This is a genomic window from Methylorubrum extorquens (assembly GCF_024169925.1).
GTDB classification, from domain to species: Bacteria; Pseudomonadota; Alphaproteobacteria; order Rhizobiales; family Beijerinckiaceae; genus Methylobacterium; species Methylobacterium extorquens_A.
On the sequence record NZ_JALJXF010000001.1, the window covers coordinates 2,515,887 to 2,541,023 of the forward strand.

23 protein-coding genes are annotated in these 25,137 nt (G+C 69.7%); 11 read left to right on the plus strand and 12 right to left on the minus strand.

The features are described from left to right. The first annotated feature begins 531 nt into the window (after nucleotides 1-531). Nucleotides 532-3,180, plus strand: coding sequence for an MMPL family transporter (locus J2W78_RS11885; RefSeq protein ID WP_253370674.1), 2,649 nt, complete (start codon nucleotides 532-534; stop codon nucleotides 3,178-3,180). Between the two features lie 31 nt (nucleotides 3,181-3,211). Here J2W78_RS11885 and J2W78_RS11890 read toward each other — a convergent pair whose 3' ends face one another. The 6 genes from J2W78_RS11890 to J2W78_RS11915 all read right to left on the minus strand — a co-directional run bounded on the left by J2W78_RS11890 (nucleotide 3,212) and on the right by J2W78_RS11915 (nucleotide 9,310). Then, nucleotides 3,212-3,502 carry a hypothetical protein gene (locus J2W78_RS11890; RefSeq protein ID WP_253370675.1) on the minus strand — a complete coding sequence of 97 codons (291 nt, stop codon included), beginning with the start codon at nucleotides 3,500-3,502 and terminating at the stop codon, nucleotides 3,212-3,214. Between the two features lie 223 nt (nucleotides 3,503-3,725). Beyond that, complete coding sequence (gene hpnK / locus J2W78_RS11895; protein ID WP_253370676.1) at nucleotides 3,726-4,568, minus strand: hopanoid biosynthesis-associated protein HpnK; 843 nt, start codon at nucleotides 4,566-4,568, stop codon at nucleotides 3,726-3,728. Nucleotides 4,569-4,699: 131 nt separating this feature from the next. Continuing rightward, nucleotides 4,700-6,124: a hopanoid biosynthesis associated radical SAM protein HpnJ gene (gene hpnJ, locus J2W78_RS11900; RefSeq protein WP_060770791.1), complete on the minus strand. Its 1,425-nt coding sequence runs from the start codon at nucleotides 6,122-6,124 to the stop codon at nucleotides 4,700-4,702. Nucleotides 6,125-6,182: 58 nt separating this feature from the next. Beyond that, on the minus strand, nucleotides 6,183-7,379 hold the full coding sequence (gene hpnI, locus J2W78_RS11905; protein ID WP_253370677.1) for a bacteriohopanetetrol glucosamine biosynthesis glycosyltransferase HpnI: 1,197 nt from the start codon (nucleotides 7,377-7,379) through the stop codon (nucleotides 6,183-6,185). A gap of 183 nt (nucleotides 7,380-7,562) precedes the next feature. Beyond that, nucleotides 7,563-8,186, minus strand: coding sequence for an MlaC/ttg2D family ABC transporter substrate-binding protein (locus J2W78_RS11910; protein WP_253370678.1), 624 nt, complete (start codon nucleotides 8,184-8,186; stop codon nucleotides 7,563-7,565). Further along, entirely contained in the window at nucleotides 8,177-9,310 is a 1,134-nt protein-coding gene (locus tag J2W78_RS11915; RefSeq protein ID WP_253370679.1) for an HpnL family protein, read from the minus strand. The genes J2W78_RS11910 and J2W78_RS11915 overlap by 10 nt, the downstream gene beginning before the upstream one ends. A gap of 211 nt (nucleotides 9,311-9,521) precedes the next feature. Here J2W78_RS11915 and J2W78_RS11920 point away from each other — a divergent pair, with 211 nt between their 5' ends. Then, nucleotides 9,522-10,712 carry an amidinotransferase gene (locus J2W78_RS11920; protein ID WP_253370680.1) on the plus strand — a complete coding sequence of 397 codons (1,191 nt, stop codon included), beginning with the start codon at nucleotides 9,522-9,524 and terminating at the stop codon, nucleotides 10,710-10,712. Between the two features lie 342 nt (nucleotides 10,713-11,054). Here the strand turns inward: J2W78_RS11920 and J2W78_RS11925 are convergent, their stop codons facing one another. From J2W78_RS11925 to J2W78_RS11950, 6 genes are all read right to left on the minus strand, one after another. Then, the gene (locus tag J2W78_RS11925; RefSeq protein ID WP_253370681.1) at nucleotides 11,055-11,267 is read right to left on the minus strand and encodes a hypothetical protein; all 213 of its coding nucleotides are present in this window, start codon (nucleotides 11,265-11,267) and stop codon (nucleotides 11,055-11,057) included. 68 nt (nucleotides 11,268-11,335) lie between these two features. Then, on the minus strand, nucleotides 11,336-11,947 hold the full coding sequence (locus J2W78_RS11930) for a glutathione S-transferase (RefSeq protein WP_253370682.1): 612 nt from the start codon (nucleotides 11,945-11,947) through the stop codon (nucleotides 11,336-11,338). 35 nt (nucleotides 11,948-11,982) lie between these two features. After that, nucleotides 11,983-13,125, minus strand: a complete 1,143-nt coding sequence (locus J2W78_RS11935) for a poly(ethylene terephthalate) hydrolase family protein (RefSeq protein WP_253370683.1) — start codon at nucleotides 13,123-13,125, stop codon at nucleotides 11,983-11,985. Between the two features lie 135 nt (nucleotides 13,126-13,260). Continuing rightward, a complete protein-coding gene (locus J2W78_RS11940) occupies nucleotides 13,261-13,482 on the minus strand; it encodes a hypothetical protein (RefSeq protein ID WP_253370684.1) in 222 nt (73 codons plus the stop codon). A 93-nt stretch (nucleotides 13,483-13,575) separates the two neighbouring features. Further along, entirely contained in the window at nucleotides 13,576-14,424 is an 849-nt protein-coding gene (locus tag J2W78_RS11945) for a metallophosphoesterase (RefSeq protein ID WP_253370685.1), read from the minus strand. A gap of 30 nt (nucleotides 14,425-14,454) precedes the next feature. Continuing rightward, nucleotides 14,455-15,072 carry a cation transporter gene (locus J2W78_RS11950; protein WP_253370686.1) on the minus strand — a complete coding sequence of 206 codons (618 nt, stop codon included), beginning with the start codon at nucleotides 15,070-15,072 and terminating at the stop codon, nucleotides 14,455-14,457. A 200-nt stretch (nucleotides 15,073-15,272) separates the two neighbouring features. Here J2W78_RS11950 and croR point away from each other — a divergent pair, with 200 nt between their 5' ends. The 9 genes from croR to J2W78_RS11995 all read left to right on the plus strand — a co-directional run bounded on the left by croR (nucleotide 15,273) and on the right by J2W78_RS11995 (nucleotide 25,135). Further along, nucleotides 15,273-15,746, plus strand: a complete 474-nt coding sequence (gene croR / locus J2W78_RS11955) for a 3-hydroxybutyryl-CoA dehydratase (RefSeq protein ID WP_253370688.1) — start codon at nucleotides 15,273-15,275, stop codon at nucleotides 15,744-15,746. Nucleotides 15,747-15,752: 6 nt separating this feature from the next. Beyond that, on the plus strand, nucleotides 15,753-16,562 hold the full coding sequence (locus J2W78_RS11960; protein WP_253370690.1) for a TrmH family RNA methyltransferase: 810 nt from the start codon (nucleotides 15,753-15,755) through the stop codon (nucleotides 16,560-16,562). Nucleotides 16,563-16,674: 112 nt separating this feature from the next. After that, nucleotides 16,675-18,174: a helicase HerA domain-containing protein gene (locus tag J2W78_RS11965; protein WP_253370692.1), complete on the plus strand. Its 1,500-nt coding sequence runs from the start codon at nucleotides 16,675-16,677 to the stop codon at nucleotides 18,172-18,174. A gap of 133 nt (nucleotides 18,175-18,307) precedes the next feature. Continuing rightward, nucleotides 18,308-19,900, plus strand: coding sequence for a phytoene desaturase family protein (gene crtI, locus J2W78_RS11970; RefSeq protein ID WP_253370694.1), 1,593 nt, complete (start codon nucleotides 18,308-18,310; stop codon nucleotides 19,898-19,900). Then, nucleotides 19,900-20,328 (plus strand): DUF2141 domain-containing protein, encoded by a 429-nt coding sequence (locus J2W78_RS11975; protein ID WP_253370696.1) that lies wholly within the window; start codon nucleotides 19,900-19,902, stop codon nucleotides 20,326-20,328. Before crtI ends, J2W78_RS11975 begins: the two co-directional genes overlap by 1 nt. A gap of 7 nt (nucleotides 20,329-20,335) precedes the next feature. Then, nucleotides 20,336-21,301 (plus strand): ABC transporter ATP-binding protein, encoded by a 966-nt coding sequence (locus J2W78_RS11980; protein WP_253370698.1) that lies wholly within the window; start codon nucleotides 20,336-20,338, stop codon nucleotides 21,299-21,301. Then, complete coding sequence (locus J2W78_RS11985) at nucleotides 21,298-22,509, plus strand: ABC transporter permease (protein WP_253370700.1); 1,212 nt, start codon at nucleotides 21,298-21,300, stop codon at nucleotides 22,507-22,509. The genes J2W78_RS11980 and J2W78_RS11985 overlap by 4 nt, the downstream gene beginning before the upstream one ends. Before the next feature lie 129 nt (nucleotides 22,510-22,638). Continuing rightward, nucleotides 22,639-23,526, plus strand: a complete 888-nt coding sequence (locus tag J2W78_RS11990) for a type 1 glutamine amidotransferase (protein ID WP_253370702.1) — start codon at nucleotides 22,639-22,641, stop codon at nucleotides 23,524-23,526. Between the two features lie 70 nt (nucleotides 23,527-23,596). Continuing rightward, complete coding sequence (locus J2W78_RS11995) at nucleotides 23,597-25,135, plus strand: phytoene desaturase family protein (protein WP_253370704.1); 1,539 nt, start codon at nucleotides 23,597-23,599, stop codon at nucleotides 25,133-25,135. The last annotated feature ends 2 nt before the right edge of the window (nucleotides 25,136-25,137 follow it).

The following is a 25,137-nucleotide window of genomic DNA, read 5'->3' on the forward strand; positions in this document are numbered from 1 at the left end:
ATGATCGTCTGATTTCCGCATTCTGCGGCAGATTTTTGACCGTCCCTCTTCACGGACAATCGCAAGGGGCGAAAGCGGGCGAAACATGTTCACGATTTCTCGTGCGGCGTCCGCTGCCCCGTCATGACGCCGACATCGTCCGGAATGTTTGTGCGAAGCAATGTCCTCGCACAATCCGGTTGCAGTGCGCAATCGCACCGCCGCCGCTGGATCGGACCGGTTTGCCGGGGCGCGTTGCATTCCCTCGCCGGGACAAGTAGGTAGCGCCCCAACGACACGAATGATCGGCGTGGAGTCTCTATCAAGCTCTCCACGTGTTCCGTGTTCACCGGAAGAGGGTCGCCGGCCGTCGGCGCCCTTCCCGGTTTCCCGCTCGCGAGGGTCACGTCCCGCGGGCCAAGACGAGGATCGATTCGGCGCGTCGCCGCCTGCTGAGGACGCCGCGTCCTGTGTCGCGGGGAGGACGGGACCAAGCGTCCCGGCCGTCGTCACGCGGGGACAGGTCGGATCGTTAGGCAGACAGGGTTTTACGTGATCGAACGTCTCGTCGCGTTTTCCGTCAGGCGCCGCTGGCTGGTACTGGTGGCTGCGGCGCTCCTCACGGTCGCGGGCGCAGGCGCGGCGGCTCACCTGTTCCGCATCAATACCGATGTCGAGCGGCTGATCGAGCCGAGCGTCCCCTGGCGCCAGGACGAGATCGCCTTCGAGAAGGCGTTTCCGCAGCGCACGAACCTCGTGGCCGCGGTGATCGACGGTGAGACGCCGGAGATCGCCGAGGAGGCCGCCGCGCGTTTCGCCGAGGCGTTGAAGTCGCACCGCTCCGAGATCGAGACCGTCTACCGGCCCGACGGCGGCCCGTTCTTCGACCGCAACGGCCTGCTGCTGATGTCGCAGGAGGAGCTGGAACAGACGACGCAGCGCCTGATCGAGCAGCAGGGCCTTCTCGGGCCGTTGGCCGCCGACCCGTCTCTGCGCGGCGTGATGCGGGTGCTCTCCCTCGGCGTGAAGGGCGTGAAGAGCGGCGACGCCAAGCTCGAAGACCTCGCCCAGCCGATGGGGCAGATAGACGAGACACTGCGCAAGGCCCTCGACGGACAACGCGCCCGGATGTCGTGGCAGACCCTGCTCGCGGGCGGACGCAGCGAGACCACGGACAAGCGCAAGTTCGTGATGATCCAGCCGGTGCTCGACTACAACGCCCTGGAGCCGGGCCGCGAGGCGACCAAGCTGATCCGGCGCGTGGCCGCCGAGCAGAACATCGACGCGGGGCACGGCCTTCGCATCCGCCTGACCGGGCCGGTGGCGGTGGCCGACGACGAGTTCGCGACGCTCGCCGACGACGCCTTCCTGAACTACTCGCTGACGACCGCCGCCATCGTCCTGTTCCTGGCGTTGGCGCTGCGCTCCGGCCCCCTCGTCATCTCGGTCCTGATCACGACCTTCGCGGGTCTCATCGTGACGGCCGCCCTCGGCCTCATCATGGTGGGCGAGCTGAACCCGATCTCGGTGGCCTTCGCCGCCCTGTTCGTCGGGCTCGGCATCGATTTCGGCATCCAGTTCGCCGTGCGCTACCGGGCCGACCGCTACGAACTCGGCAGCGTCGATGCGGCGCTTCGCGGCGCGGCGCGGGGCGTCGGCTGGTCGCTGACGCTCGCGGCGGTCTCGCTGCTGGCCGGCTTCTTCGCCTTCCTGCCGACCCAGTTCCGCGGCGTGTCCGAACTCGGCCTGATCGCCGGCGTCGGCATGATCGTGGCCTACCTGTTCTCGCTCACCCTGCTCCCGGCCCTGATCGCGGTGTTCAACCCGCGCGGTGAGAAGCGAGCGGTCGAGACGACGTGGATGGCGGGCGTCGATCACTGGATCATTGAGCACCGCAAGTGGGTGCTGATCTTCGTCGGCCTGATCACCGTCGCCGGCATCCCGCTGCTGTTGAAGCTGCCGTTCGATTCCAACCCGATGCACCTTCGCAGCCCGAAGGTGGAATCGATCGCGACCTATCTCGACCTGATCAAGGACCCGGCCACCAGCCCGAACTCGATCGACGTGCTCGCCCCGACCGTCGATGGGGTGCCTGCCCTATCTAAACGCCTGCAAGGGCTCGAGGCGGTCGCCAAGGTGATCTCGATCGACACCTTCGTGCCCCGCGATCAGGATCAGAAGCTCGCCACGATCCAAGAGACGGCGCAGCTCCTCGCCCCCGCCCTCAACCCGGCGCGTAAGCCGCCGCCGCCGACCGATGCGGAGAACGTCAAGGCGCTCAAGGAGACGGCCGCGGCGCTGAAGACCATCGCGAGCGGCGATTCGGCCGGCGCCAAGGCGGCAGACGGCCTGTCGGGCACCCTCGACACCCTCGCCGCCGCCCCGGCGGAGAAGCGCGAGGCGGCCAGCGTCGCGCTGACCACCGATCTGAAGACGCTGATGAGCCGCCTGTCCGGGCTGCTCGATCCGAAGAAGATCACCCTCGACAACCTGCCCAAGCCCCTCAAGGCCGAGTGGGTGACGAGCGACGGCCGCGCCCGCATCGAGGTTCACCCGAAGGGCGACTCGAACGACGACGAGGTGCTGCGCCGCTTCGCCAAGGAGGTGCAGACGGTCGATCCCCACGCTACGGGCGCGCCGATCGCCACGACCGAGTCGAGCTACACCATCCTCGGCGCCTTCGTGCAGGCGGGTCTGACGGCGCTTGCGCTGATCTTCATCCTGCTCTCGGTCGCGCTGCGCAAACCCTGGGACGTGGCGATGACGCTCGGGCCGCTGGTGCTGGCGACCCTGTGGACGCTGATGGCGCTCAAGGTCATTGGCATGCCGCTGAACTTCGCCAACATCATCGCCCTGCCCCTGATGCTAGCGGTGGGTGTGGCCTTCCACATCTACTACGTGATCGCGTGGCGGGCCGGCGTCGTCGACATGCTGGCCTCCAGCCTGACGCGGGCGATCTTCTTCTCGGCGCTGACCACGGGCACCGCCTTCGGTTCGCTGATGCTGTCGAGCCATCCCGGCACCGCCAGCATGGGCGAGCTGCTCGCGCTGTCGCTGTTCTTCACGCTGATCGCGGCCTTCTTCGTGGTCCCGGCCTTCCTCGGGCCGCCGCCGAGGCAGCCGGATGCCGACCGCCCCGAGGGCAAGGAAGCCGGCCGCCCGCCGGGAACGGTCGCCCGCGAGCACGCGACGGCGAAGTAGCTGTCGGAACTCTCCGGTTGGCGGTTCGGCATCAGTCGCCCGCCAACCGGGCTTGGATCGCCTCCAGGATCCAGGTCTCGCGGGTCTTGCCCGCTTTGGCGGCGGCATCGATCTGCGGCGACAGAGCCGGCTTGACCGGCAGGCTCATGATGAACGCGCTTTTGCCCTCGTTCGGGCCGGGGGGATCGTAGACGAGGTTCGTCAGCGCGGAGGCAAAGCGTCGGACCGCCTCGCGTTGTCGATCGAGCGTCAGGCTTTCATCCCGGTCCGCGAGCGGGCAGCACATGGCGACCGCGCGATCGATGATGACCGCGCGCGGCACGCCCTGGGCCCTGAGACGCTGTATGGCGGATGCGAGCGCCGTGCCTGTATTCGTCTCGGGTTGCGGCGAGACGATCGCCCGGGTGAGGACGGCGTTGGCGCATCATCGCGCCTGAGGTGACCTCAGTGAGCCAGGCCGATCGCGCTCGACGGCCTTCCCTCACGCCGATCCAATCGCCCGATCGCTTAATGGGGCCGGATACCGGCGCCCTTCGCGCGGACGCCTATGGCAGAAAATCCGAGAAGCCGCCCCGGACCGCTCCGCCCCGTTCAGCCGCCTCCCGTGCTTGTGGCGCGATCAGAGCGTCCCGCTCGGCCGCATATTGGTAGCCCGGGGCTTCGCCGGGGAAACCGCCCGCGGTGGCAGGGTGGGTGTAGAGTTCGGTGAGCCCGTCCGGCAGGTGGCGCAGCAAGGCGGTGACGCGCTCCGGCGTCATCGCGCCGGACCAGGCAAGGCCGAGGGTCCGGGTCGGGATCAGCAGGCCTGCCTGACGGGCCCGCACGGCCAGGAGGGCGGCCCACGGCGCGGTGTCGAGAGCGGGCTTGGCTTGGAAGCCGGGCTCGGCGCGGGCCAGCAGATCGCGCGGTTCACGCGGCACCCGCAGCGCCCGCATCCCGTAATCGCGGCCGATCCGCAGCACCATCCCGGCGATGAGCGGGTGGATGTGGAAGTGCTTGTGCGCGTTGACGTGATCGAGCGGCAGGCCGGTCGCGCGGAACACCTCGAACTGCGCCCGGATCTCGGCGGCGAGCTGCCGCCGGGCGCTTGCCTTCAGGGCGAGGTCGAGTCCGAGCCGCTCCATGTCGCGCCGCATCAGCCCCTGCGCATCCGTCAGGTCGGGCAGTTCCGTGGCTGGCAGTGTCGGCCACGCCTCGACCAGCACCAGATGCAGCCCGATGCGGAGCGAGGGCGTCCGCCGTGCGCGGGCGACGGCGTCCGCGGCGCCGGGCGCCGACACCATCAGGCTCGCCGCGGTGAGGATGCCGCCGCGATGGGCCTGCTCAACGGCCTCGTTGACCTCACGGCTGAGGCCGAAATCGTCGGCGGTGACGACCAATCGCTTCAAGGGAATTCTTCTCGTCACGGGTGTCGAGAGGGCCAGCCCTCTCGCGGGTCCAGGGCGGAGCCCTTGAAGCAAGAAAGGCCGGGCGGGTGCCCGGCCTTTCTTGTTTGCTCAATGGAGCCGGCGGCGCAGCGTTACGCGGCGGCCTTGCGGTCGCGGAGGAAGTGCCAGAACTCGACGCCCTCGCGGAGCCGCCGCTTCATCATCTCGGGCGAGCGGACCATCTCGTTGACGATCGAGGCGATCTTCGGCGCGCGGAAGTAGAACTTCCGGTAGAACTCCTCGACCGCGGAGAAGATCTCCGAGTGCGACAGGTGCGGGTAGTGCAGCGGGGCGATCTGTACGCCGTTCTCGTCCACCAGTTCGGCGTTCTCGACGTCGAGCCAGCCATTCTCCACCGCCTGCTTGTAGAGGAAGGTGCCCGGATAGGGCGCGGCCAGCGAGACCTGGATCGTGTGCGGGTTGATGCGCTTGGCGAACGCGATCGTCTCCTGGATCGTCTCCTTCGTCTCGCCCGGCAGGCCGACGATGAAGGTGCCGTGGATGGCGATGCCGAGCTCGTGGCAGTTCTTGGTGAACTTCTCCGCGACTTCGACGCGCATGCCCTTCTTGATGTTGTTCAGGATCTGCTGGTTGCCGGACTCGTAGCCGACGAGCAGCAGGCGCAGGCCGTTGTCACGCAGAACCTTCAAGGTCTCGTAGGGCACGTTGGCCTTGGCGTTGCAGGACCACGTCACGCCGAGCTTGCCCAGCTCGCGGGCGATCTCTTCGGCGCGCGGCAGGTTGTCCGTGAAAGTGTCGTCGTCGAAGAAGAATTCCTTCGTCTGAGGGAATTCCTTGAGGCAATACTTGATCTCTTCGATGACGTGAGCCACCGAGCGGGTGCGATAGGTGTGCCCACCGACCGTCTGCGGCCACAGGCAGAAGGTGCAGCGGCTCTTGCAGCCGCGGCCGGAGTAGAACGAGATGTAGGGGTGCTTCAGGTAACCGATGAAGTACTTCTCCATCTCGAGGTCGCGCTTGTACACGCTCGTGACGAAGGGAAGCTGGTCCATGTCCGTCATGATCTCGCGATCCTCGTTATGGACCACGACGCCGTTGGCATCACGATAGGACAGACCCTTGATCTCCGACATCGGCACGCCGTCGGCGACTTCCTTGACGGTGAAGTCGAACTCGTTGCGGGCGCAGAAGTCGATGCACGGCGCCTGGGCCATGGAGCCGGCGGCATCCACCGCCACCTTGGCGCCGATCAGGCCGGCGATCAGCCGCGGATTGGCCGCCTTGAGCGCCTCGACGGTCTTCACGTCGGACTTGAAGGACGGGACCGAGGTGTGGAGCACCACGAGGTCGAAGTCGTTGGCCTGGGCCACGATCTCTTCGAGCTTGATGTTGTGCGGCGGCGCGTCGATCAGCTTCGAGTTCGGCACCAGGGCCGCCGGCTGGGCCAGCCAGGTCGGGTACCAGAACGACTTGATCTCGCGCTTGGCCTGGTAGCGCGAGCCGGCGCCGCCATCGAAGCCGTCGAAGGTGGGGGCCTGCAGGAAGAGCGTGCGCATGGGGTTCAAGGCCTCAAGGCTCGAGCGTTGGAATGTATAAGGGCGAATGGTTTGAAGCTTAGACCGAAGTCGCGCGCGACTCGCGACCGAGGCCGTGCTCCGGAATCAGCGTACCGTCCGCAACCACACGGTAATCGTGACCTTTCCATGTCACCGCACCCGAGACGAAGCTCCAAGTGAAGTTGATGAAGGACAGCATGTCACGAATCGGCAACAGCCAGTAGGCGTGGGGAGCGAGCCCGAAGGCCCGCTCGATGCGCAGGCACAGCAGGATGCGGCAGGTGAGGGCCAGGGCGGCGACCGCGAGCGCTCCGGCGCCTGCGCCGGGCATCAGCGCGGCGAGCAGCGCCAGCGGGAAGGCGTGGGTTACGACCGAGCCGGCATAGCCCTTCGGATCGACGTTGCGGATGGTGCGGTTCCAGCGCAGCTCGTGCCGCCACAGGCCGGACAGCTCGGTGTCGACGCAGGCGTGGCCGATGGTGAGCGCGGGAATCGCCACGGTGCCACCCTCGGCGCGCAGGGCTTCGCCGATGGCGTAATCGTCGGCCAGATCGTCCTTGAAAGCGCGGAAGCCGCCGATGCGGGCCAGCGATTCGGCCGTCATCGCGATGGTCGAGCCGAAGCAGGGCCGGGCGAGATCGAAGGTGGTGCCGAGGATCACGTTGGGCACGAACTGCACGTCGATGGCGAGCGCGGCGAGCTGGGCGCATAGGCCCCGGTCGCCCGGCACGCCGTGATAGAGGCAGGTCACGCCGGCCACACCCGGCTGCGACAGGGCGGCGACGACGCGCTCGAGATAATCGGGCTTCACCGACATGTCGCTATCGGCCAGCACCACGACGGGGTGGGCGATCCGCTCCGACATGTTGATGAGGTTGGAGACCTTGCGGTTCGAGCCGTGCTGGCTCGCATCCACCACGAGGTCGAGGCGCAAGCGCGGATGGGCTTCCCGCAGGCGCTGCACTACGGCAACCGCCGGGTCGGCAGCGTTCTGGACGCCGAACACGACCTGCACCGAGCCCGCATAGTCCTGGCGGCAGAAGCTTTCGAGGTTCTCGAACAGGTCCGGCTCCAAGCCGCAGAGCGGCTTGAGGATCGTCACGCCAGGGCGGGGCGTATCGGCCGCGAGCGCGGGCGACGGCCGCGCAGCGAAACGGCCGACGAGCCAAGCCGCGAGCAGGGCATAGACGCAACCGGCGAGCGCCATCAGCAGAAGCACGGATGCGATCCAGGCTGGCAGCTCGTTCAGGTCCATGGCGCGGCGTTGCTCGCTGCTGTCTTGGGGCGGGGCCGCGGGCGGCGGTCTGAAGACGGTGAGGCCTGGACGCCGCCCCAAACGGGTCGCGGTCGGCTCCAGGCCTCGTCGGTGGTTTCGTTGCTGCCGAATCGATGGCGGGTTCGACCCGGCGGCGTGTTTCTCAATCCCTTGTCTCTGGCCCTATTGTCTGGGCGAGACTTTGGCGGCGAGCATCCCATCGGTGCGTTCGCGCATAAATTTCAGCAGGCTGTCGGCGCCACCCTTGAGCGGGTCGGCGAAGCTCGCCCGCATCGAGGCGACCTCGCTGACATTGCCGTTGAGCAGCACGTCCTGAACCTTGTTGCCGGCGTTGACGACGTAATCGACCTCCGAATCGTCGCCGTCCTTGTTCGAGACGCGGGTCGAGACGACACGGTTGGGACCGCGCTCCTCGCTCTTCGGCTCGATCTGGAATTTGCCGCCCGCCGCCTGCGAGAGGCGGTTGGCGTAGAGCGTGACGAAGTACCGGCCGAAGGTCTCGGTCAGCGCGTCCTGCTGCTCGGGCTTGAACGTCTTCCACTTCGGCCCGACGGCGGTGCGCACCATGGCGGGCGTGTCGAAGGTCTCGGCCAGGGTCTCGCCGACGATCGCCAGCCGGCTCTTGAGATCGCCCGCGCCGTTCTTCAGCGCCTCTTCGAACTTGGCGTAGAGGCGCTGGATCGGCACCACGGCCGGATCGTCGGCGGCTCGGACGGGGTGCGGCGTCGCCGTGAGGGCGAGCATCGCCACGGCGGCGGCAAGGAGGCTGCGGCGGTTCAGGCGCACTTCTGGAGCGCTCCAGCTTCGTTGTCGGAGGAAAGGGGGGCGGGGTTCCGGGCGGCGGAGAAGCCGTAGGCCGGGGCGAGCGGGGCAGCGCCCGAGCGGCGGCCGAGCCGCGCCCGGATCGCCCCGAGCCCCTCGCGCACCGTCTCGGTGCCGTCGGTTTCGGCAGGCGCCGCGCCTTTGCGCTCCATCAGGTTCCACAGGGCGAGGCTCGGCAAGCCGACGGCAAGGTCGGCGACGCGCTTGACGAGCGAGAGGGCCAGCGCGGCCTCCGGCGGGATGCCGAACAGGGCGCCCAGGGCGATCAGGCCGCCCTCTTGGGCGCCGATGGCGCCGGGCACGACGAAGGCGGCACCGCGCACGGCCTGGGCGAGGCTCTCGATCACCAGGGCGTCGAGGAAGCTGATGGAATAGCCCATCGCGTTCAGCGCGATCCACACCTCGACGGTGCCGATGGCCCAGCCGACGAGGTGGATCAGCAGCGCCGCGCCGACGCGGGCGCGGTTGCCGTAGAGGCGACGCAGGTTCTCGTAGAGCACGTCGATCGCGCCGAGCGCGCGCCACTCGCGGCCCGCAGCGAAGCGGCTGAGCGCCGCCTCGATCAGGCGGTGACCGCTGCGGCGCTGGATGACGTAGAAGGCGGCCAGCGCCGGGATGGCGACCAGCACGCCGCCCGCGACGGTGCGGACCATCGGCCCGTCGCCGGTGATCTGCATCAACAGGAGAAGCCCGGCGACGGTGAAGACGAGCTGCGTGACCGCCTGGGTCATCAGATCGACGAACATGCTGGCGCCGGCCATGCCGCCGGGCGTGCCCGTGCGGGTGAGCAGACGCGCGCCGATGAAGTCGCCGCCGACCTGCGCCACCGGCAGGAGCGTGTTGATGCCCTCGCGCACGAAGCGAAGCGAGATGCAGTCGCGCAGGGTGGGGCCGGCGCCGCGGGGGAACAGCACATGCCAGCCGAGGCCCGCCCAGGCGACCGCCAGGAAGCGGGCGAGCACGACGGCGAGCGTCCCCCAGCCCGCGCTCACGACCGCGGCGGTGACATCGGACACGCCGGAAGACAGGAACAGCGCGAGCGCCGTGCCCAGTCCAACGATCGATGCCAAAGTTGTGAGACGCTTCATCAGCCTCTTTCGATCATCGGCGAAGGCTTGTGTTGTCGAAATCCCACCCGAAGCGACCATCGAAGCTTAGCCGGTGGTGGGAAGCGTTCCGGCAGGTTGCAGCTTTGATCTGCCCTGTCTATCACCCGATTGACACACCGGGGAGCAAAGCGGCGCCCGCGGTGAACGCTGGCGACGATTGTCGCGCGATGCCGCTTCTAGGGAGCCTCAAATGGATCGCGAGCCGCAGATCACGGCGGATTCCGCCTTGGTCGACGACGCCTCGTCGACGGGTTTTTCGCAGGGCTACGAGGGCCGTGAGCTGGGGGGACATTCCCCCGCCACCCGCAGCCCGGTGATGGCCTGGAACGAGTGGGATCCGCTGGAGGAGGTGATCGTCGGCTCGCTCGACGGCGCCACGATCCCGACCCACCACCTGACCGTGATCTTCAACCTGCCGCGGGCGGCCCAGCCGTTCTACCGCTTCGCCTCCGGCTGGAAATACCCGAAGTTCATGAAGAAGCTCGCACAGGCCGAGCTCGACAACTTCATCTCGATCCTGGCCGGCGAGGGCGTGAAGGTGCGCCGCCCGGATACGGTCGATTTCTCGAAGAAGTTCAAGGCGCCGCGCTGGACCTCCCGCGGGTTCTGCGTCGCCTGCCCGCGCGACCCGTATCTCGTGATCGGCGACGAGATCATCGAGAGCCCGATGTGCTGGCGCTCGCGCTACTTCGAGGGCGATGCCTACCGCTCGCTGTTCAAGGAATATTTTCGCAATGGCGCGCGGTGGACCTCCGCACCGCGTCCCCAGTTGACGGATGACCTCTACAACTACGACTACCGGGTGCCGAACCTGAAGGCCGGCGAACCGATGCAGTTCACGGTCAACGAGTTCGAGCCGGTCTTCGACGCCGCCGACTTCGTGCGCTGTGGCCGCGACCTGTTCGTGACCCGCTCGAACGTGACGAACCTGATGGGCATCGAGTGGCTGCGCCGCCACCTCGGCCCCGGCTTCCGCATCCACGAGATCGAGAGCCGCTGCCCGCAGCCGATGCACATCGATTCGTCGTTCATGCCGCTGGCGCCCGGCAAGGTGCTGGTCAACCCCGACTACATCGACGTCGAGAAGTTGCCGGCGGTGCTCAAGAAGTGGGACGTGCTGATCGCCCCGCGCCCCGACCCGGTCGAGGGCTTCATGAGCAAGATCTCGATGTGCTCGCCCTGGACCTCGATCAACGTGCTCGCCATCGACGAGAAGAAGATCGTCGTCGACCAGAGCCAGCCGACCCTGATCAAGGCCCTGAAGGATTGGGGCTTCGACCCGATCCCGGCGCCGTTCCTGTCCTACGGCCCGTTCGGCGGCTCGTTCCACTGCGCCACGCTCGACGTGCGCCGCCGCGGCGTGCTGAAGTCGTACTTCTAGATCATCATCCCGAAAGCTGGTTGCCGGCTTTCGGAAAAAATGATGCAAAAACAGAAGCCTAGAGCACCATCTTGGATCCGATATCCAGGACGATGCTCTAGGAAAGCGGCCCGACCCGGCAGCGGGCGGGGCACATCATCGATCCGGAGCCTGCCGCGAATGCCTCGCGGCAGGCTCTTTTCGTTTCGGTGATCTTCATGCTTCAGGATTGCCTGGGCTCCGCCGCGCGCTGACGGTGCGGAGCGCCCTCCCCGTCAGCGCGCGCGTCCGCGACGTCATCCGGACGCTGAGCGTTGCAGGATAAGCCTTTCGGCTGGAACGCTTTTACCTGCAGAGGCAGGTTCACTCGCCGACATATCGTCCGGGCAGTCGCGTCGCCCGCCGGTAGGTCGTCCCGGCGAGCGCCAGCGCGCCGCCATATTGCAGAAAGCCGTTCTCGGCGAGCCCGTCCGGCGCGAGCGGGGTTTGAAGTGCGAGGCGGGTCACCGTATTGAGCGCGATGATCGCGAGGCAGAAGACGGCGGAGGCGAGCGACGCGGCGACGAAATCGGGCATGGTGGGTCTCCCGGCAGGGACAGCCCAAGCTTAGCAAGGACCGAGCCAGCCGGAGGATCCCCGATAGGCTACCCGGCGGGCGGGCGCGTCGCGACCATGGCGGGCCGCTCCTCGAACCGCGCGAACCACGCTGCGAGCCGGGGGGCGTCGTCGCGCCAGGCGATGTCGGAGAAGCGCAGGTCGAGGTAGCCGAGCGCGCAGGCGAGCGCGATGGTGCCGATATCGACCCGATCGCGCACAGCCTCCGCCTGCTCCTCGAACCACGCCAGCGCGCTCTCGATCTTGGCGGTCTGCCCCTCGATCCAGGCGGCCGAGCGCTCGGATTCGGGGCGTGCGGTCAGTTCGTAGCGGATCAGCAGGGCCGCATCGAGCACGCCGTCGGCGGTGGATTGCTCGTTGAGCGCCCGCCAGCGCGCGTCGCCCCCGGCCGGGAACAGCCGGCCGCCGGCCTCTGCGTCGAGATACTCGCAGATCACCCGGCTGTCGGCGAGGCCCTCGCCGTTATCGAGGACCAAGGTCGGCACCTGCGCGAGCGGATGCTGCGCCAACACCGAGCGGTCGCGCTTGACCGGATGGACGGCGCTCGGCAGCAGCTCCAGCCGCTCGGCGAGGCCGAGTTCGTGGGCGACCACCATCACCTTCCGCACGAAGGGCGAGCTGTGCGAGTGGAACAGCTTCATCGGCTTGCAAAAATCCTGTTGAGGTTTCGGGGCGCTCAGCGCTGCACGGCGGCGGGCGTCGCCGGCACCTTCGGCGTCTCGACGCCGAGGCGCTTGACCGGCCAGCCGTCGCCCCAGCGGCGCATGTCGCTGAAGGCGGGATCGTTCTTGAGGCTCTGGGCGTCCTTGCCGGCGAAGGCAGCCGTCGCCGCCATGTCGAAGGTGCGCCAGTAGGCGAGGAAATCGAGGCTGTCGGCGCGGGCGTTGTTGATCTGCGAGACCAGCGTGGTCTGCTCGCCCGAGAGCGACATGTCGGCCGACCAGCGGAAGGGCGGCGGCTTCTCGCCGGGTGGGTCGGGCGGCAGCTTGATCGCGCCGCCGTCATAGGCCGCGTCGAGCCCGGCGGGCGAGGCGAGCGTCGCGGTGAGCGCCGGGAAGCCGTGGTCGTCCGAGAGCGCCCGCACGAGCAGCTTGCGCTCCGGCGGGACTGAATGGGCGTCGCGCAGGATGCGCCGGGCGGCGGCGTCGGCGGCCCGCGCGTCGCGGTCGCCGATCACCGTCACCAGCAGGGTCTTGGGCGACATGCCGTCGAGATCGCCGAGCGGGATGCCGCGGGACTTGGCGTCCCGGGCGATGCCACCGGGCATCACGACATAGACGAGCTTCGGCGCCGGCAGGCCGTCCTGTGCGGCTTCCGCCGCGAGGTGGGCCGCGAGCGGCGCGCCGGCCAAGTGGCCGATCAGGGCGAGGCGGCCCGTATCCGGCTTCGCGTCGGCGTCGCCTGCAAGATCCGCCAGCGCGGATTTCAGCAGGCGCGCAGCGATGGCCGGTGCGTCGGAGGGCCGGGTGCGGTTCACCTCCTGAAAGCGGGGGAACAGCACGAGCCAGCCGTGGCGCGCGAGATGGTCGATCCATGCGCCGTAGGCCTGCGGGTTCGGTGCGCCCCAGGCGTGGAGGAACACCGCCACCGGCCGCCCGCCCTCGGGCGCCGGGCCCGCCTTGTAGAAGGCGTAGGTTGCAGCGCTCGTCTTGCCGACCGCGCGCTTGGTGATGGTCGCGGCCTTGTCGCCGACGCCGCCGGGTCCCTCCGTCGGCTGGGCCGGGGGCGCGGCGGCGAAGACCGGCCCGGCCACGGACAGGGCGGCCAGCATGCCCAGGCTGGGCCAACGCAGGGCGGCAAGTCCGGATTTCGGGCGCATCAGTCTCTCGGGCGATCGGCGAAACGCTGTGCCGATCCCCTCCGCTCACGTGCGCTCACATGAATGTCAGGGCTCGACCGCGCCTGAATAGCAGATTCCGGCGCGGAGGCGACGCCGCAGGGGCAACGGTGCGCGCTATTCGCGCTCCTTCACCCGGCGGCACTCGGTCTTGAGGTAGCTCGTCTTGCCGACTTCGTCGCGCAGATCGGTGCGGGCGATGATCTCCTGCCAGCCGTTGGTGCAGCCGAGTTCGTTCGCGACGCGAACCTTGCGCACCTCGCTTGCCCGCTCGTCGTTGCACTCCTGCTGCGGGATGCCGTTGGCGCAGACGAGCACGACGGCGATGAAGGCGTTCATGGCGAATCTCCCGTTTTTTTGTTGGCTTGTCCCGCCTGTGGCGAGCCGGAGCCTTACGCACGAGGCCGGCGTCGGGTTTCGCCCTTGTGAACGCTATCCCACCTCGACGATGAGATCGTTGCGAAACGTCTTTCCCTCCACCGGGTTGGCGAGCCAGCGGGTGCGCCCGATCCGCAGGTCGTGCCCGGCATGGAAGTGGCCGGAGATCCAGAGATCGGGACGGTCCGCGTCGGGCAGGTCGTCGAGAACGGTGGTGGCGTAGAAGGCCGGCACCCACCACGGCACGCCGGGGCTGTCGCGGAACGCGTCGGCGGCGAGCGGGCTCGGCGGGTGGTGCGTGACGGCGACCGTCGGGCCCCCGTGCGGTCGGGCCAGCGTTTCGAGGAAAGCCGCCCGCTCTCTGAGGTGCGCCTCCATCGCGTCGGCCGGTGACCAGGGTTCGCGGTCGGCCCGGCGGATCGAGCCGCGGTATTCCCGCGATCCGGTGACGGGGTCGGTCATCCGCGCCGCCGCATAGGCGACCGGGTCGTCGGGCCGGTCGGGCGTGTCGTCGGTGAGCCAGCGCCCGGCGAGCGACCAATCGCTCCAGAGCGTCGTGCCGACGAAGCGCACGCCGCCGATCACCACCGCCTGCCCGCCTTGCAGCAGGTGGATGCGGCTCCCCAGCCCATTCAGCCGGGCGACCTCGCGTTCGAGGGCGGCGAGGAGTTCGGGCGCGGTACGTGGGTCGCCGGTCGGGGCGTAGTGCTCGTGGTTGCCCGGCACCAGTACCACCGGCCGGCCGCCCGCCAGCGCCAGCACCGTGGCGAGCCCGGCCTCGGGCTGGCCCTCGTGCAGGTCGCCGGCGCAGACGAGCACGTCGAAGGCGGCCTCGGGCGGCCGGATCATCTCCGGGCGGCGACGTTCGAGATGCAGATCGGAGAGGGGAAAGAGGCGCAGCACGGAATCCGCAGGTTCGAAAAAGGGAAAGGATCAGGCGCGGGCCTGCGCCGCCTCCTCGGCCGCGGCGCGCCATTCGCGGCGGGCGGCCTTGAGCACGTCGAAGGCGGAATCGGCGTTGAGGACGGCGATGCCGCCTGCCGCAACGAGGTCGGGCCAGGGTGAGAGGGTCAGCGCGGTCGCAAGCCCCGCAACGATGATCGCGACATTGGCGGCGACATCGTTGCGGGCCGAGAGGTAGGCCGCGCGGGTGAGGCTGCCATGGCCGTCGCGGTGGCGGGCGAGCATCAGCGCGCAGGCGAGGTTGACGAGAAGCGCGCCGAGGCCGGTCAGCGTCAGCGGCACGGGGGCCGGCGCGGTGAAGTCCGAGAATTTTTCGTAGGCCGCCCAGGCCGTGGCGAGGCCCGGCACCAGCAGGATGCCGGCGAGCCCCGCGCCGAGCCGCGCCCGGTTGCGCACGCTCCAGCCGATCCCTGCAAAGATCAGCAGGTTGATCGCGGCATCCTCCAGGAAGTCGAGGCTGTCGGCGATCAGCGCCACCGAGCCGATCGCGAGCGCCACCGCGATCTCGATGCCGAAATAGCCGAGGTTCAGCGCCGCCACGCGGGCGACGACCGGGCGCAGACTCGGCGAAGGCGGGAGACGAGGCACCGGCGGGTTCCCGGGGGTGGAGCGAAGCGGGCCGGTGATGGACCGAGGCACCCTGCCCTGTCGAGGCCCTTCCCGGCCTTAGGGCCTCTCGGCCTATTGTCCGGCTGGATTTGCACGCGCGGCTGTGCAAGGCGAGAGATCTGCCGAAGGACAGCCAAGCCGCCTATCGAGCGGCGATCCGGACCGGGGAGGCGTTGGACATGTTGCCCGAACTGCGCGTGCTCTATTTCGAGGATCTCGAAGTCGGACTGACGGAGATCCTGAAGAAAGAGATCTCCTCCTCCGACGTGGTGGGCTTTGCCGAGATCACCGGCGACCGCAACCCGATCCACCTCTCCGAGCACTTCGCCGCGCGCACGCCGTTCGGCACCCGCATCGCCCACGGCCTCTACACCGCGGGCCTGATCTCGGCGGTGCTCGGCACCCGCCTGCCGGGGCCGGGCGCGGTCTACATCTCGCAAACCCTGAACTTCCGCGCGCCGGTGCGCATCGGCGACATCGTCGAGGTGAAGGTCGAGGTCGCCGAGCTGATCCCCGAGCGCCGCCGCGCCCGGCTCGCCTGCACCTGCTCCGTCGGCGACGAGGTGGTGCTCGACGGCGAGGCCCTGGTGAAGGTGCCGAAGAAGGAAGAGGCCGACCCGCTCGCCATGCGCATGGGCGGCGGCCGCGTTTAAAAACGCTTGCCCGAACCGATCACCATCGACGATCCCGACGACCCGCGGCTATCCGCCTACCGAGACGTGCGCGAGCGCGACCTCGTGGGCCGGCAGGGCCGCTTCATCGTCGAGGGCGAGGTGACCCTGCGGCTGCTGTTCTCAGGGGATGCCCGCTTCGCAGCGGAATCGGTGCTGCTGGCGCCTGAGCGCTGGCCGGGCTTTTCGGCTCTGCTGCATGGGGATGGGCCGCCGGTCTATCTCGCCGGCAAGGACGTGATGAGCGCGGTCGCGGGCTTTCCGATCCATCGCGGCGTGCTGGCGGTGGGCCTGCGCGGCCAGGAGCCTCCGCCCGAGTCCCTGATCCCGCCCGCCCCTGCGCCGGCTCTCGTCGTCGGGCTCGTCGGGTTGACCAATCACGACAATGTCGGCGGCCTGTTTCGCAACGCCGCCGCCTTCGGCGCCGACGCGGTCTGGCTCGACGCCGAGACCTGCGATCCGCTCTACCGCAAGGCGATCCGCGTCTCGGCCGGCGCGGCGCTGACCGTGCCCTTCGCCCGCGTGCCGAGCGGGGCGGCGCTGCTCGACCTTGCCGAACACCATGGCCTGACGCCGCTGGCGCTGACCCCCGGTGGCCGCGAGACCCTCGACGCCCTCGAGCCGCCGTCCCGCACGCTGCTGCTGCTCGGCACCGAGGGGCCCGGACTGCCTGAATCGCTGATGGCCCGCGCCCGCCGCGTCCGCATCGCCATGGCGCCGGGCTTCGATTCGCTCAATGTCGCGACGGCGGGGGCGATCGCGCTGCATCATCTGGCCGGACGGCGGCTCGCGGGCTGAAGCCGAATCCTCGGGGCACGGCTGCGGCCTCCCGCCTGTGGACGGCTCGGGCCCTCGCGGACCCTGGCCGGCCCGCGCATGTTAGAAGCAGCGGGCGCCAGCGGGGTACGGGATGGGCTACGAGATCGATCTGGGGCGGGCCGGCGATAGGCCCGGGACGATGGACCTCACCGAACTGCTGGCGACGCGCCTCCTCGTCCAGGGCAATTCCGGTTCGGGCAAGTCGCACCTGCTGCGCCGCCTGCTCGAACAGAGCGCGGGCCTCGTGCAGCAGGCGATCATCGACCCCGAGGGCGATTTCGTCACGCTGGCCGAACGCTACGGCCATGTCGTCGTCGAGGCGGATGGCAACGAGGCCGAATTGCTGCGCATCGCCGCCCGCGTGCGCGAGCACCGGGTCTCCGTCGTGCTGTCCCTCGAAGGGCTCGACGCCGAGGACCAGATGCGCGCTGCCGCCGCCTTCCTCGGCGGGCTGTTCGATGCCGACCGCTCGCTCTGGTACCCGATGCTCGTGGTGGTGGACGAGGCGCAGCTCTTCGCCCCGGCCGCCGCGGGCGAGGTCTCCGACGAGGCCCGCCGCTTGTCGCTCGGCGCCATGACCAACCTGATGTGCCGCGGGCGAAAGCGGGGCTTGGCCGGCATCATCGCCACGCAGCGTCTGGCCAAGCTCGCCAAGAACGTCGCGGCGGAAGCCTCGAACTTCCTGATGGGCCGCACCTTCCTCGACATCGACATGGCGCGGGCCGCCGACCTGCTCGGCATCGACCGCCGCGGGGCCGAGATGTTCCGCGACCTCGCCCGCGGGCATTTCGTCGGCTTGGGGCCCGCACTCTCGAAGCGCCCGCTGCCCATCGCCATCGGCCCGACGGTGACCGAGAGCCGCAACGCCGCCCCCGACCTGCTCCCCCTGCCCACCATGGGCGAGGAGGCGCGTGCCCTGATCATGACGGCGTCGGCCGAGGAGGAGGCCCGGCCGCTGCTCAGCCCCCGGCCCAAGCCCGTGCGCGCGCCCGGCCCCGACGTGCTGGTCCAGCTCGCCAATTACCGCCCGCCGGTGCGCGAGGATCTGCCGGAGGAGGAGCCGATGGACCCGGCCGAGCGCGAGGCGGCGATGGCCGAGATCCTCGCCTCGGTGCTCGCGGATTCGGATGCGGCCGCCTGCACGCCCGCCACCCTTTACCAAGACTTCACCGTCCGCTGCCGCATCCGCCGGATCGGCGGCGAGGCGATGGGGCTGCCCGAGTTCAAGCGGCGGCTCGCCGTCGCGCGGGCCGGCGTCCAGGGGGCCACCGCGGAAGGACCCGGCTGGGAGCGGGCGCAGGGGATCGCCGCCGGCCTTCCCGAGGATCTCGCCGGGCTGTTCCTGCTCATCGCCCGCACGGCGCTCGAAGGCTCCCCCTGCCCGTCCGATGCGGCGCTCGCGGAGGCCTACGGCACCTCCTCGGCGGGCCGCGCCCGGCGCATGCTCGGTTATCTCGAGGAGCGCGGCGCCATCGTCATGCGCCGGGATCTACGCGGCGCGCCGATCATCGCCGTGCCCGATCTCGATGCCGAGACCGGCCCGCAGATCGGTGCGGCCGCCGTGCTCCCGCTGCGTCGGCGACGGCCGTGAACGCGGACGGTTTCGGCTGATCGATGGTCGGAACTTGTTGAGACCGGCGGCACGCGACAATCCGTGCCTCTTGCCCCTGGCCCGCTTCCGGCCAAGATTGCGCCGACGATGTCAGGTTGGGAGTCTTGGGGCGTTGCTGCAGTCGCGGGAAGGTTTGCGTACCCTGTCGGGCCGCCGCACCATCGTCGTCGGGGCCGGCCCCGGCGGGCTGGCCACTGCGCTGCTCCTGGCCAAGGCCGGACTGCACGTCACGCTGATTGAGAAGGATGCCCAGGTCGGCGGACGCACCAAGACGGTCGAGGCGCCGGGTGGCTACCGCTTCGACATCGGCCCGACCTTCTTCCTCTATCCGCAGATCCTCGCCGACATCTTCGAATCCTGCGGCGAGCGCCTGGAGGACCATGTCCGGCTGGAGCGGCTCGACCCGCAATACAATCTCGTCTTCGAGGGTGAGGGCGGCGTCTCGGGTCAGATCCGCGCCACCGGCGACGTGCCGCGGCTGAAGGCCGAGATCGCCCGCCTCGCCCCCGCCGATGCCGAGAACGTCGAGAAATTCTTCGAAGAGAACCGGACCAAGCTGAACTACTTCAAGCCGGTGCTGGAGCAGCCTTTCGACAATTTTCTGTCGATGGCGAGCCCGGCCATGCTGGCGGCCCTCCCCCATCTTCATCCCGGGCGCAGCGTGGACCGGGATCTCAAGCGCTACTTCGCCGACCCGCGGGTGCGCCTCGCCTTCTCGTTCCAGACCAAATATCTCGGGATGAGCCCTTTCCGCTGCCCGAGCCTGTTCACGATCCTCTCGTTCCTTGAATACGAGCACGGGGTCTACCACCCGGTCGGCGGCTGCGGCGCGGTCTCGGAGGCGATGGCGGGGCTGGCCCGCCGCATGGGCGTCGACATCCGCCTCGGGCAATCGGTCGAGCGGATCCTGTTCGAGGGCAAGCGCGCCTGCGGCGTGGTCGTCGGCGGCGAGACGCTGAAGGCCGACGCGGTCGTCGTGAACGGCGACTTCGCCAAGGTGATGCCCGATCTCGTGCCGGAGAAGCGCCGCCCGCGCTGGCGCGATGCCAAGATCGCCAAGGCCCGGCTCTCCTGCTCGACCTTCATGCTCTACTTGGGGCTGGAGGGCAAAATGCCCGAGAGTCTCGGCCACCACACCATCCTGCTGTCCAAGGAATACGAGCGCAACATCAAGGAGATCACCGGCGGCACGCTGCCGATGGAGCCTTCGATCTACGTGCAGCACGCCGGCTTCACCGATGGCGGCATGGCGCCGCCCGGCCACACCGCCCTCTACGTGCTGGTGCCGGTGCCGAACCTGAAGGCGGGCATCGATTGGGAGGCGGTCGGCCCGAGCTACCGCAAGCTGATTCTGGAGCGCCTGAAGCTTCTCGGCCTTCCCGACATCGAGAGCCGCATCCGCTACGAGCGCGTGGTCGATCCCCGCGATTGGCGCGACGAGTTCGCCGTGCACGAGGGCGCGACCTTCAACCTCGCCCACGACCTCATGCAGATGCTGTGGTTCCGGCCCCATAACCGCTTCGGGCCGGGGCTCTACCTCGTCGGCGGCGGCACCCATCCGGGCTCGGGCCTTCCCGTGATCTACGAGGGTGCGCGCATCTCGGCCCGGCTCCTGATCGAGGATCTCGCCAAGGAGAAGGCACCCGCGATCCTGGCGGACCTGCCGACGACCTCGCCGCTCGCCACGCAGGGCGACCCGAGCTGATGCGGGCGGCGCTTCTCCCGGGGCTCGCCGTGCTGGCCGCCCTTGCGGGTTCGGCGCGGGCGGCGAGCGTGGAGGTGATCGTCGAGGGCGCCGAGCCGGGGGCAGGCGAAGTCTACGTCACCCTGTGTCAGGGCGGGCTGAGCGAGGCCGCCTGCCCGATCGGCCGGAGCGCTCCGGCCCGCGCTGCGGCCGAGCGCTTCGTCTTCACCGACGTGCCCGCGGGCATCTGGGCGGTCGCCGCCTTTCAGGACGAGAACGGCAACGGCCGGCTCGATCGCACCGGGCTCGGCCTGCCGCTGGAGCCTTACGGTTTCTCCGGCGCGGTCGCGCGCCGGGCCCGGCCGGATTTTGCCAGCGCGAGCTTCGCCCTGCGCGAACCCGGCGCCGCCGTGCGGATCCGCATCGCCCGTCCCCTGCCGCGGCGCTGACGGCCGAATGATGCACAGCAAGGCCCCGCCCCTCGTCTCCGTCGAGGGCGCCGCCCTCGCCTATCGCGGCCGTCCGGCCCTGCGCGGGCTCGACCTCACCCTCGTCCGCGGCACGACGCTGGCCCTTCTCGGGCCGAACGGGGCTGGCAAGACCAGCCTGATTCGCCTGCTGGCCGGGCGGCTCAAGCCCGATGCCGGACGCGTTCGCATTCTCGGCGGCGATCCCCATGCCGACCGCGCGACCCGCAAGCGGATCGGCTTCGTGCCGCAGGAGATTGCACTCTATCCTCGCCTCACCGTCGCGGAGAATCTCGACGTGTTCGCCCGGCTCGCCGGCCTGAAGCGCGGGGAGCGGCGCGAGGCGGTCGCGGCGGCGATCGGGCGCTGTGCGCTGGCCGAGGTGGCGGGGCGGCTCGTCGCCACGCTCTCGGGCGGCTACCAGCGCCGGGTCAACATCGCCGTGAGCCTGCTCGGCGAGCCCGACCTGATCCTGCTCGACGAGCCGACGCAGGGGGTCGATCTCGACGCGCGCGCAGCGATCCACGCGGTGCTGGCGAGCTTGCGCGCCGGTGGCGCCGGGCTCGTCGTCAGCACCCACGACTTCTCCGAAGCCGAGCGCCTTGCGGACCGCGTCGCCATCCTGGCCGACGGGCGGGTCCGGCTCGAAGGCACCCTGCCTGCGCTGATGCGCCCGCTCGAGGCCGCCCCGCCCGAGCACGAGGCGGTGCTGGAGAGCCTTCCGGACGCCGCCGAGGCGGCCCTGCGGCGATCCGGCTTCTCGCCGCTCGCGGGCGACGCGCGCATCTGGCGCGCCGACCACGGTGCCGTCGGCGGGCTCGACGGCGCAGCTCTGCTCGCCGCCCTGCGGGGAGCCGGCGTGCCGGTCGCCGAGATCCGCGTGCGCCGCCCCGGCCTGGAAACCCTCTACCGCGACAGCCTCGCCAACCGTTCGGGCCTGGAGACGGCGGCGTGATCGCGGCGGCGTTCCGGGTGATGTGGCTCTCGCTCGTGCGCGACCGCGCGGCGCTGACCATGGCCTTTGTGCTGCCGACCGTCATCTTCGCGATTTTCGCGGCGATCTTTTCCGGCGCGATCGGCGACCGCATCCGCATCCATCTCGGGCTTGCCGACCTCGCGGGCACCGCCACCACGCAACGCCTCGTGACCGCGCTGGAGGCCGAGCCGTCCCTGCGCATCGCGCGCCTTGACGTGACGGACGAGGCGGCGGCCGTCCGCGCCGTGCGCCGGGGCGAAGTCGATGTGGCTCTGGTGCTGCGCAGCGACCTCGCAGCGCCCGCCGGCACGGACAAGGGGAGCGCGGCGGCGAGCCAGCCGGTGCTGCTGATCGAGAGCCCGTCGCGGGCGCTCGCCACGCCGATCGCGCTGGGCCAGCTTCAGCGCGCCCTCAACGATGCCCTGCCCGATGTCGTGCTCTCGCGCATCGTCGCGGACGTCGAGCGCTCCGGCAAGATCGGGCCGGACGAGCGCGCCTTCCTCGACGAGGCCTTCGCCGAGCAGCGAGCGAAGAAGGAGCCGTTCTCCTTCACCCGTCTCGTCGAGACCCGCACCACCGCGAGCGGGCGCGGCAACGAGCGGGTCAGCTACTACGCGGGCGCCATCGCCGCCGTGTTCCTGCTGTTCGCGGCGATGCAGGGCGCGCTCTCCCTGGTGGACGAGCGCGAGGGCGGGCTGGCCGACCGCCTCGCCGCCGGCCCCGGCGGCCTGCCCGTGATCGTGCTGGGCAAATTCCTGTTCCTGCTCGGCCAGGGCGTGGTCCAGGCCGGGCTGATCTTTTCCGCCGCCGCTCTGCTGCACGGCGTCGACGTCTCCGGCCACTGGATCGGCTGGCTCGTCACCTCGATCCTCGTTTCCGCCATGGCGGCCGGCCTTGCGCTCGCCGCCTGCGCGCTCTCGGCCACCCGTCAGCAGGCGCATCTGGCCGCGACCTTCGGCGTACTGCTGCTCTCGGCGGTCGGCGGCAGCATGGTGCCCCGCTTCCTCATGCCTCCCTGGCTACAGCAGGCCGGCTGGCTCACGCCCAACGCCTGGGCGATCGAGGCTTACCAGGCTGCCCTCGGCGAGGGTGTTTCCGCCGCTCTCCCGGCCTGGGGCGTGCTCGCGGGCCTGGCGGTGGCGGGGCTGGCGGTGGCCGTAGGAGTGGTGGGCCGGAGAACGGTCTGAGGCGGATTGACCCGTGGCGACCCGTCTCCGCGACGGCGCCGGGCAGATCGGGCAGGGCCTTCGGTCTCATCCGCAGGCACGCTTGCCGGATGCCTTCTTGCCCGATGCCTTCGGAGCCGCCCCAACCCCATGACCAATGCGATGCTGCGCCTGCTGATCGCCGACGGCAACGACCGCGACGGCCGTGCGAAGCGCGAGGCCGCCGTCGGCCGGACTACCTCGCAGGCCTTTGCCGCGGTGGTGGCCGACCTCGCGCCCGAGGCGGACTGCACGCTGGTGAACCCCGCCGATGCCGAGGCCGGGATCGGGTCCGATCTCGCCGGGTTCGACGGGATGGTGCTCACCGGCTCCACCCTGCGGCTCGCCGATGGCGGGCCGGCGGTGCGGCGCCAGCTCGACCTGATGCGCGCGGCGCTGGAGGCCGGGTTGCCGGTCTTCGGCTCGTGCTGGGGCATGCAGGTCGCCGCGGCGATCGCGGGCGGGGATGTCGGCGAGAACCCGCGCGGGCCGGAATACGGTTTCGCCCGGCGCCTCACCGCCACGGGCGACGGAGCCGCCCACCCGCTGCTGGCCGGCCGCGCCCCCGCCTGGGACGCGCCCGCGATCCATTGCGATGCGGTCGTCGGCGCGCCGTCCGGTGCGCGGGTGCTCGCGGCGAACGCCGTGCTCGACGTGCAGGCGATCGAGATCCGCTACGGGCGTGGGCTGTTCTGGGGCACGCAGTACCACCCGGAAACCGACCTCGACGAACTCGCCGCGATGCTGCGCCTGAGCGCTGAGGACGTCGTCTCCGCCGGGCTGGCCGCCGATCCCGCCGCGGTCGAAGCCTATGCGGGCGAGATTTCGGATCTCGACGGGAGCGAGGGCGCCGCCCGCCGCCATCGCGCCTGGCGTCTCGGAATCGGCGCGGACGTGCTCGAATCCGGGCAGCGGCGCCGGGAAATCGGCAATTTTCTCGCGTCTCTGTCCACAGCCCGCGGCGTGGAATGGACCGAGCGCGACCGGGTGGCACGTTGACCCGCCCTGCTGCGCATCTAGCTTTGCTTTGTCGGCCTTCCTTTCAGGCCGCGCGGGAGACGCGTTTCCAATGAGCCAGGGTTCTTCGGTCGCGGTCGTCGGAAGCGGGCTCGGTGGGTTGGCCTCAGCCTGCGTGGCGGCCGCGCGCGGCCATCGCGTCACGGTCTACGACAAGAACGACTGGATGGGCGGCAAGGCGGCGGTTCTGCACGAGGGCGGCTTCCGCTTCGACATGGGCCCGACCATCCTCACCGTGCCCCGCGTGCTGGAGCGCATCTTCTCCGAGGCCGGGCGCTCGGTGCACGATTACATGGATCTGCGCCGCCTCGACCCGCAATGGCGCTGCTTCTTCGATGACGGCTCGCGCGTCGACCTGATTGAGGACGTGGACGCCATGGCCGCCTCCATGGACCGGTTCGCGCCCGGCCAAGGGGTGGGCGACGGCTACAAGAAGTTCATCGCGGTCTCCGAGCATCTGCACGGCGTCTCGGAGCGGTTCTTCTTCTGGAAGGCGGTGCAGGATCTGTTCGATACGATCGACATCCGCGCCAACATGAACCCCGGTACGCTCCGCGATGTGCTGTCTCTGCGCATGCACGCCACCGTCGCGAGCACGATCCGCGGCAAGGTGAAGGATGCGCGGCTTGCCCAGATGCTCGACCACTTCGTGCAGTATGTCGGCTCCTCGCCCTATGGTGCGCCGGCGGTGCTCTGCGCCATCGCCCACATGCAGACGGCCGAAGGCGTGTGGTACCCGATGGGCGGCACCCGCGCGGTCGCCGAGGGGCTGATGCGGCTCGCCACCGAACTCGGCGCCACGATGAAGCCCGCCGACGAGGTGCTGGGCCTCGACATCGCCGCGGGCCAGCTCCGCGGCCTGCGCACCCGCGACGGCATCACGCCTTACGACGCCGTGATCTCCAATATGGATTCGGTGCGCACCTACCGCGAACTCGTCGGCGGCGAGGTCGGCAAAACCTACGAGAAGAAATCCTTCGAGCCGGCCTGCTCCGGCGTGGTGCTCTATCTCGGGCTGAACAAGCGCTACGAGCACCTGAACCACCACGATTTCGTCTTCTCCCGCGACCCAGAGGAGGAGTTCGACTTCATCTACCGCAAGGGCGAGCCGGCCCCCGACCCGACCGCCTATCTCGCTGCCCCCTCCTCCACCGATCCGAGCGTGGCGCCGGAGGGCGGCGAGGCGCTCTACGTCCTCGTCCATACGCCGTATCTGCGGCCGCACCACGATTGGTCGAAGATGTTTCCGGCCTATCGCCGGACGATCCTGGAGAAGCTCAAGCGCACCGGCGGCATGCCGGACCTCGAGGAGCGCATCGTCGTCGAGCGTCACCTTACCCCGCAGGACATCCACGACCGCTACAAGGTGCTCAACGGCGCGATCTACGGGCTGGCCTCGCACGGGCGGATGATGGGCGCGTTCAAGCCCGGCAACCGCTCGCGGGAGGTGCGCGGCCTTTACCTCGCGGGCGGCGCCGCCCATCCGGGGCCGGGCATGCCGATGGTGATGATGTCCGGCTGGATCGCCGCCGACGCCCTCGATCAGGATCTGCGCGGCAGCGGGGAACCGGAGCTGCGCAAGACCGCCTGAGT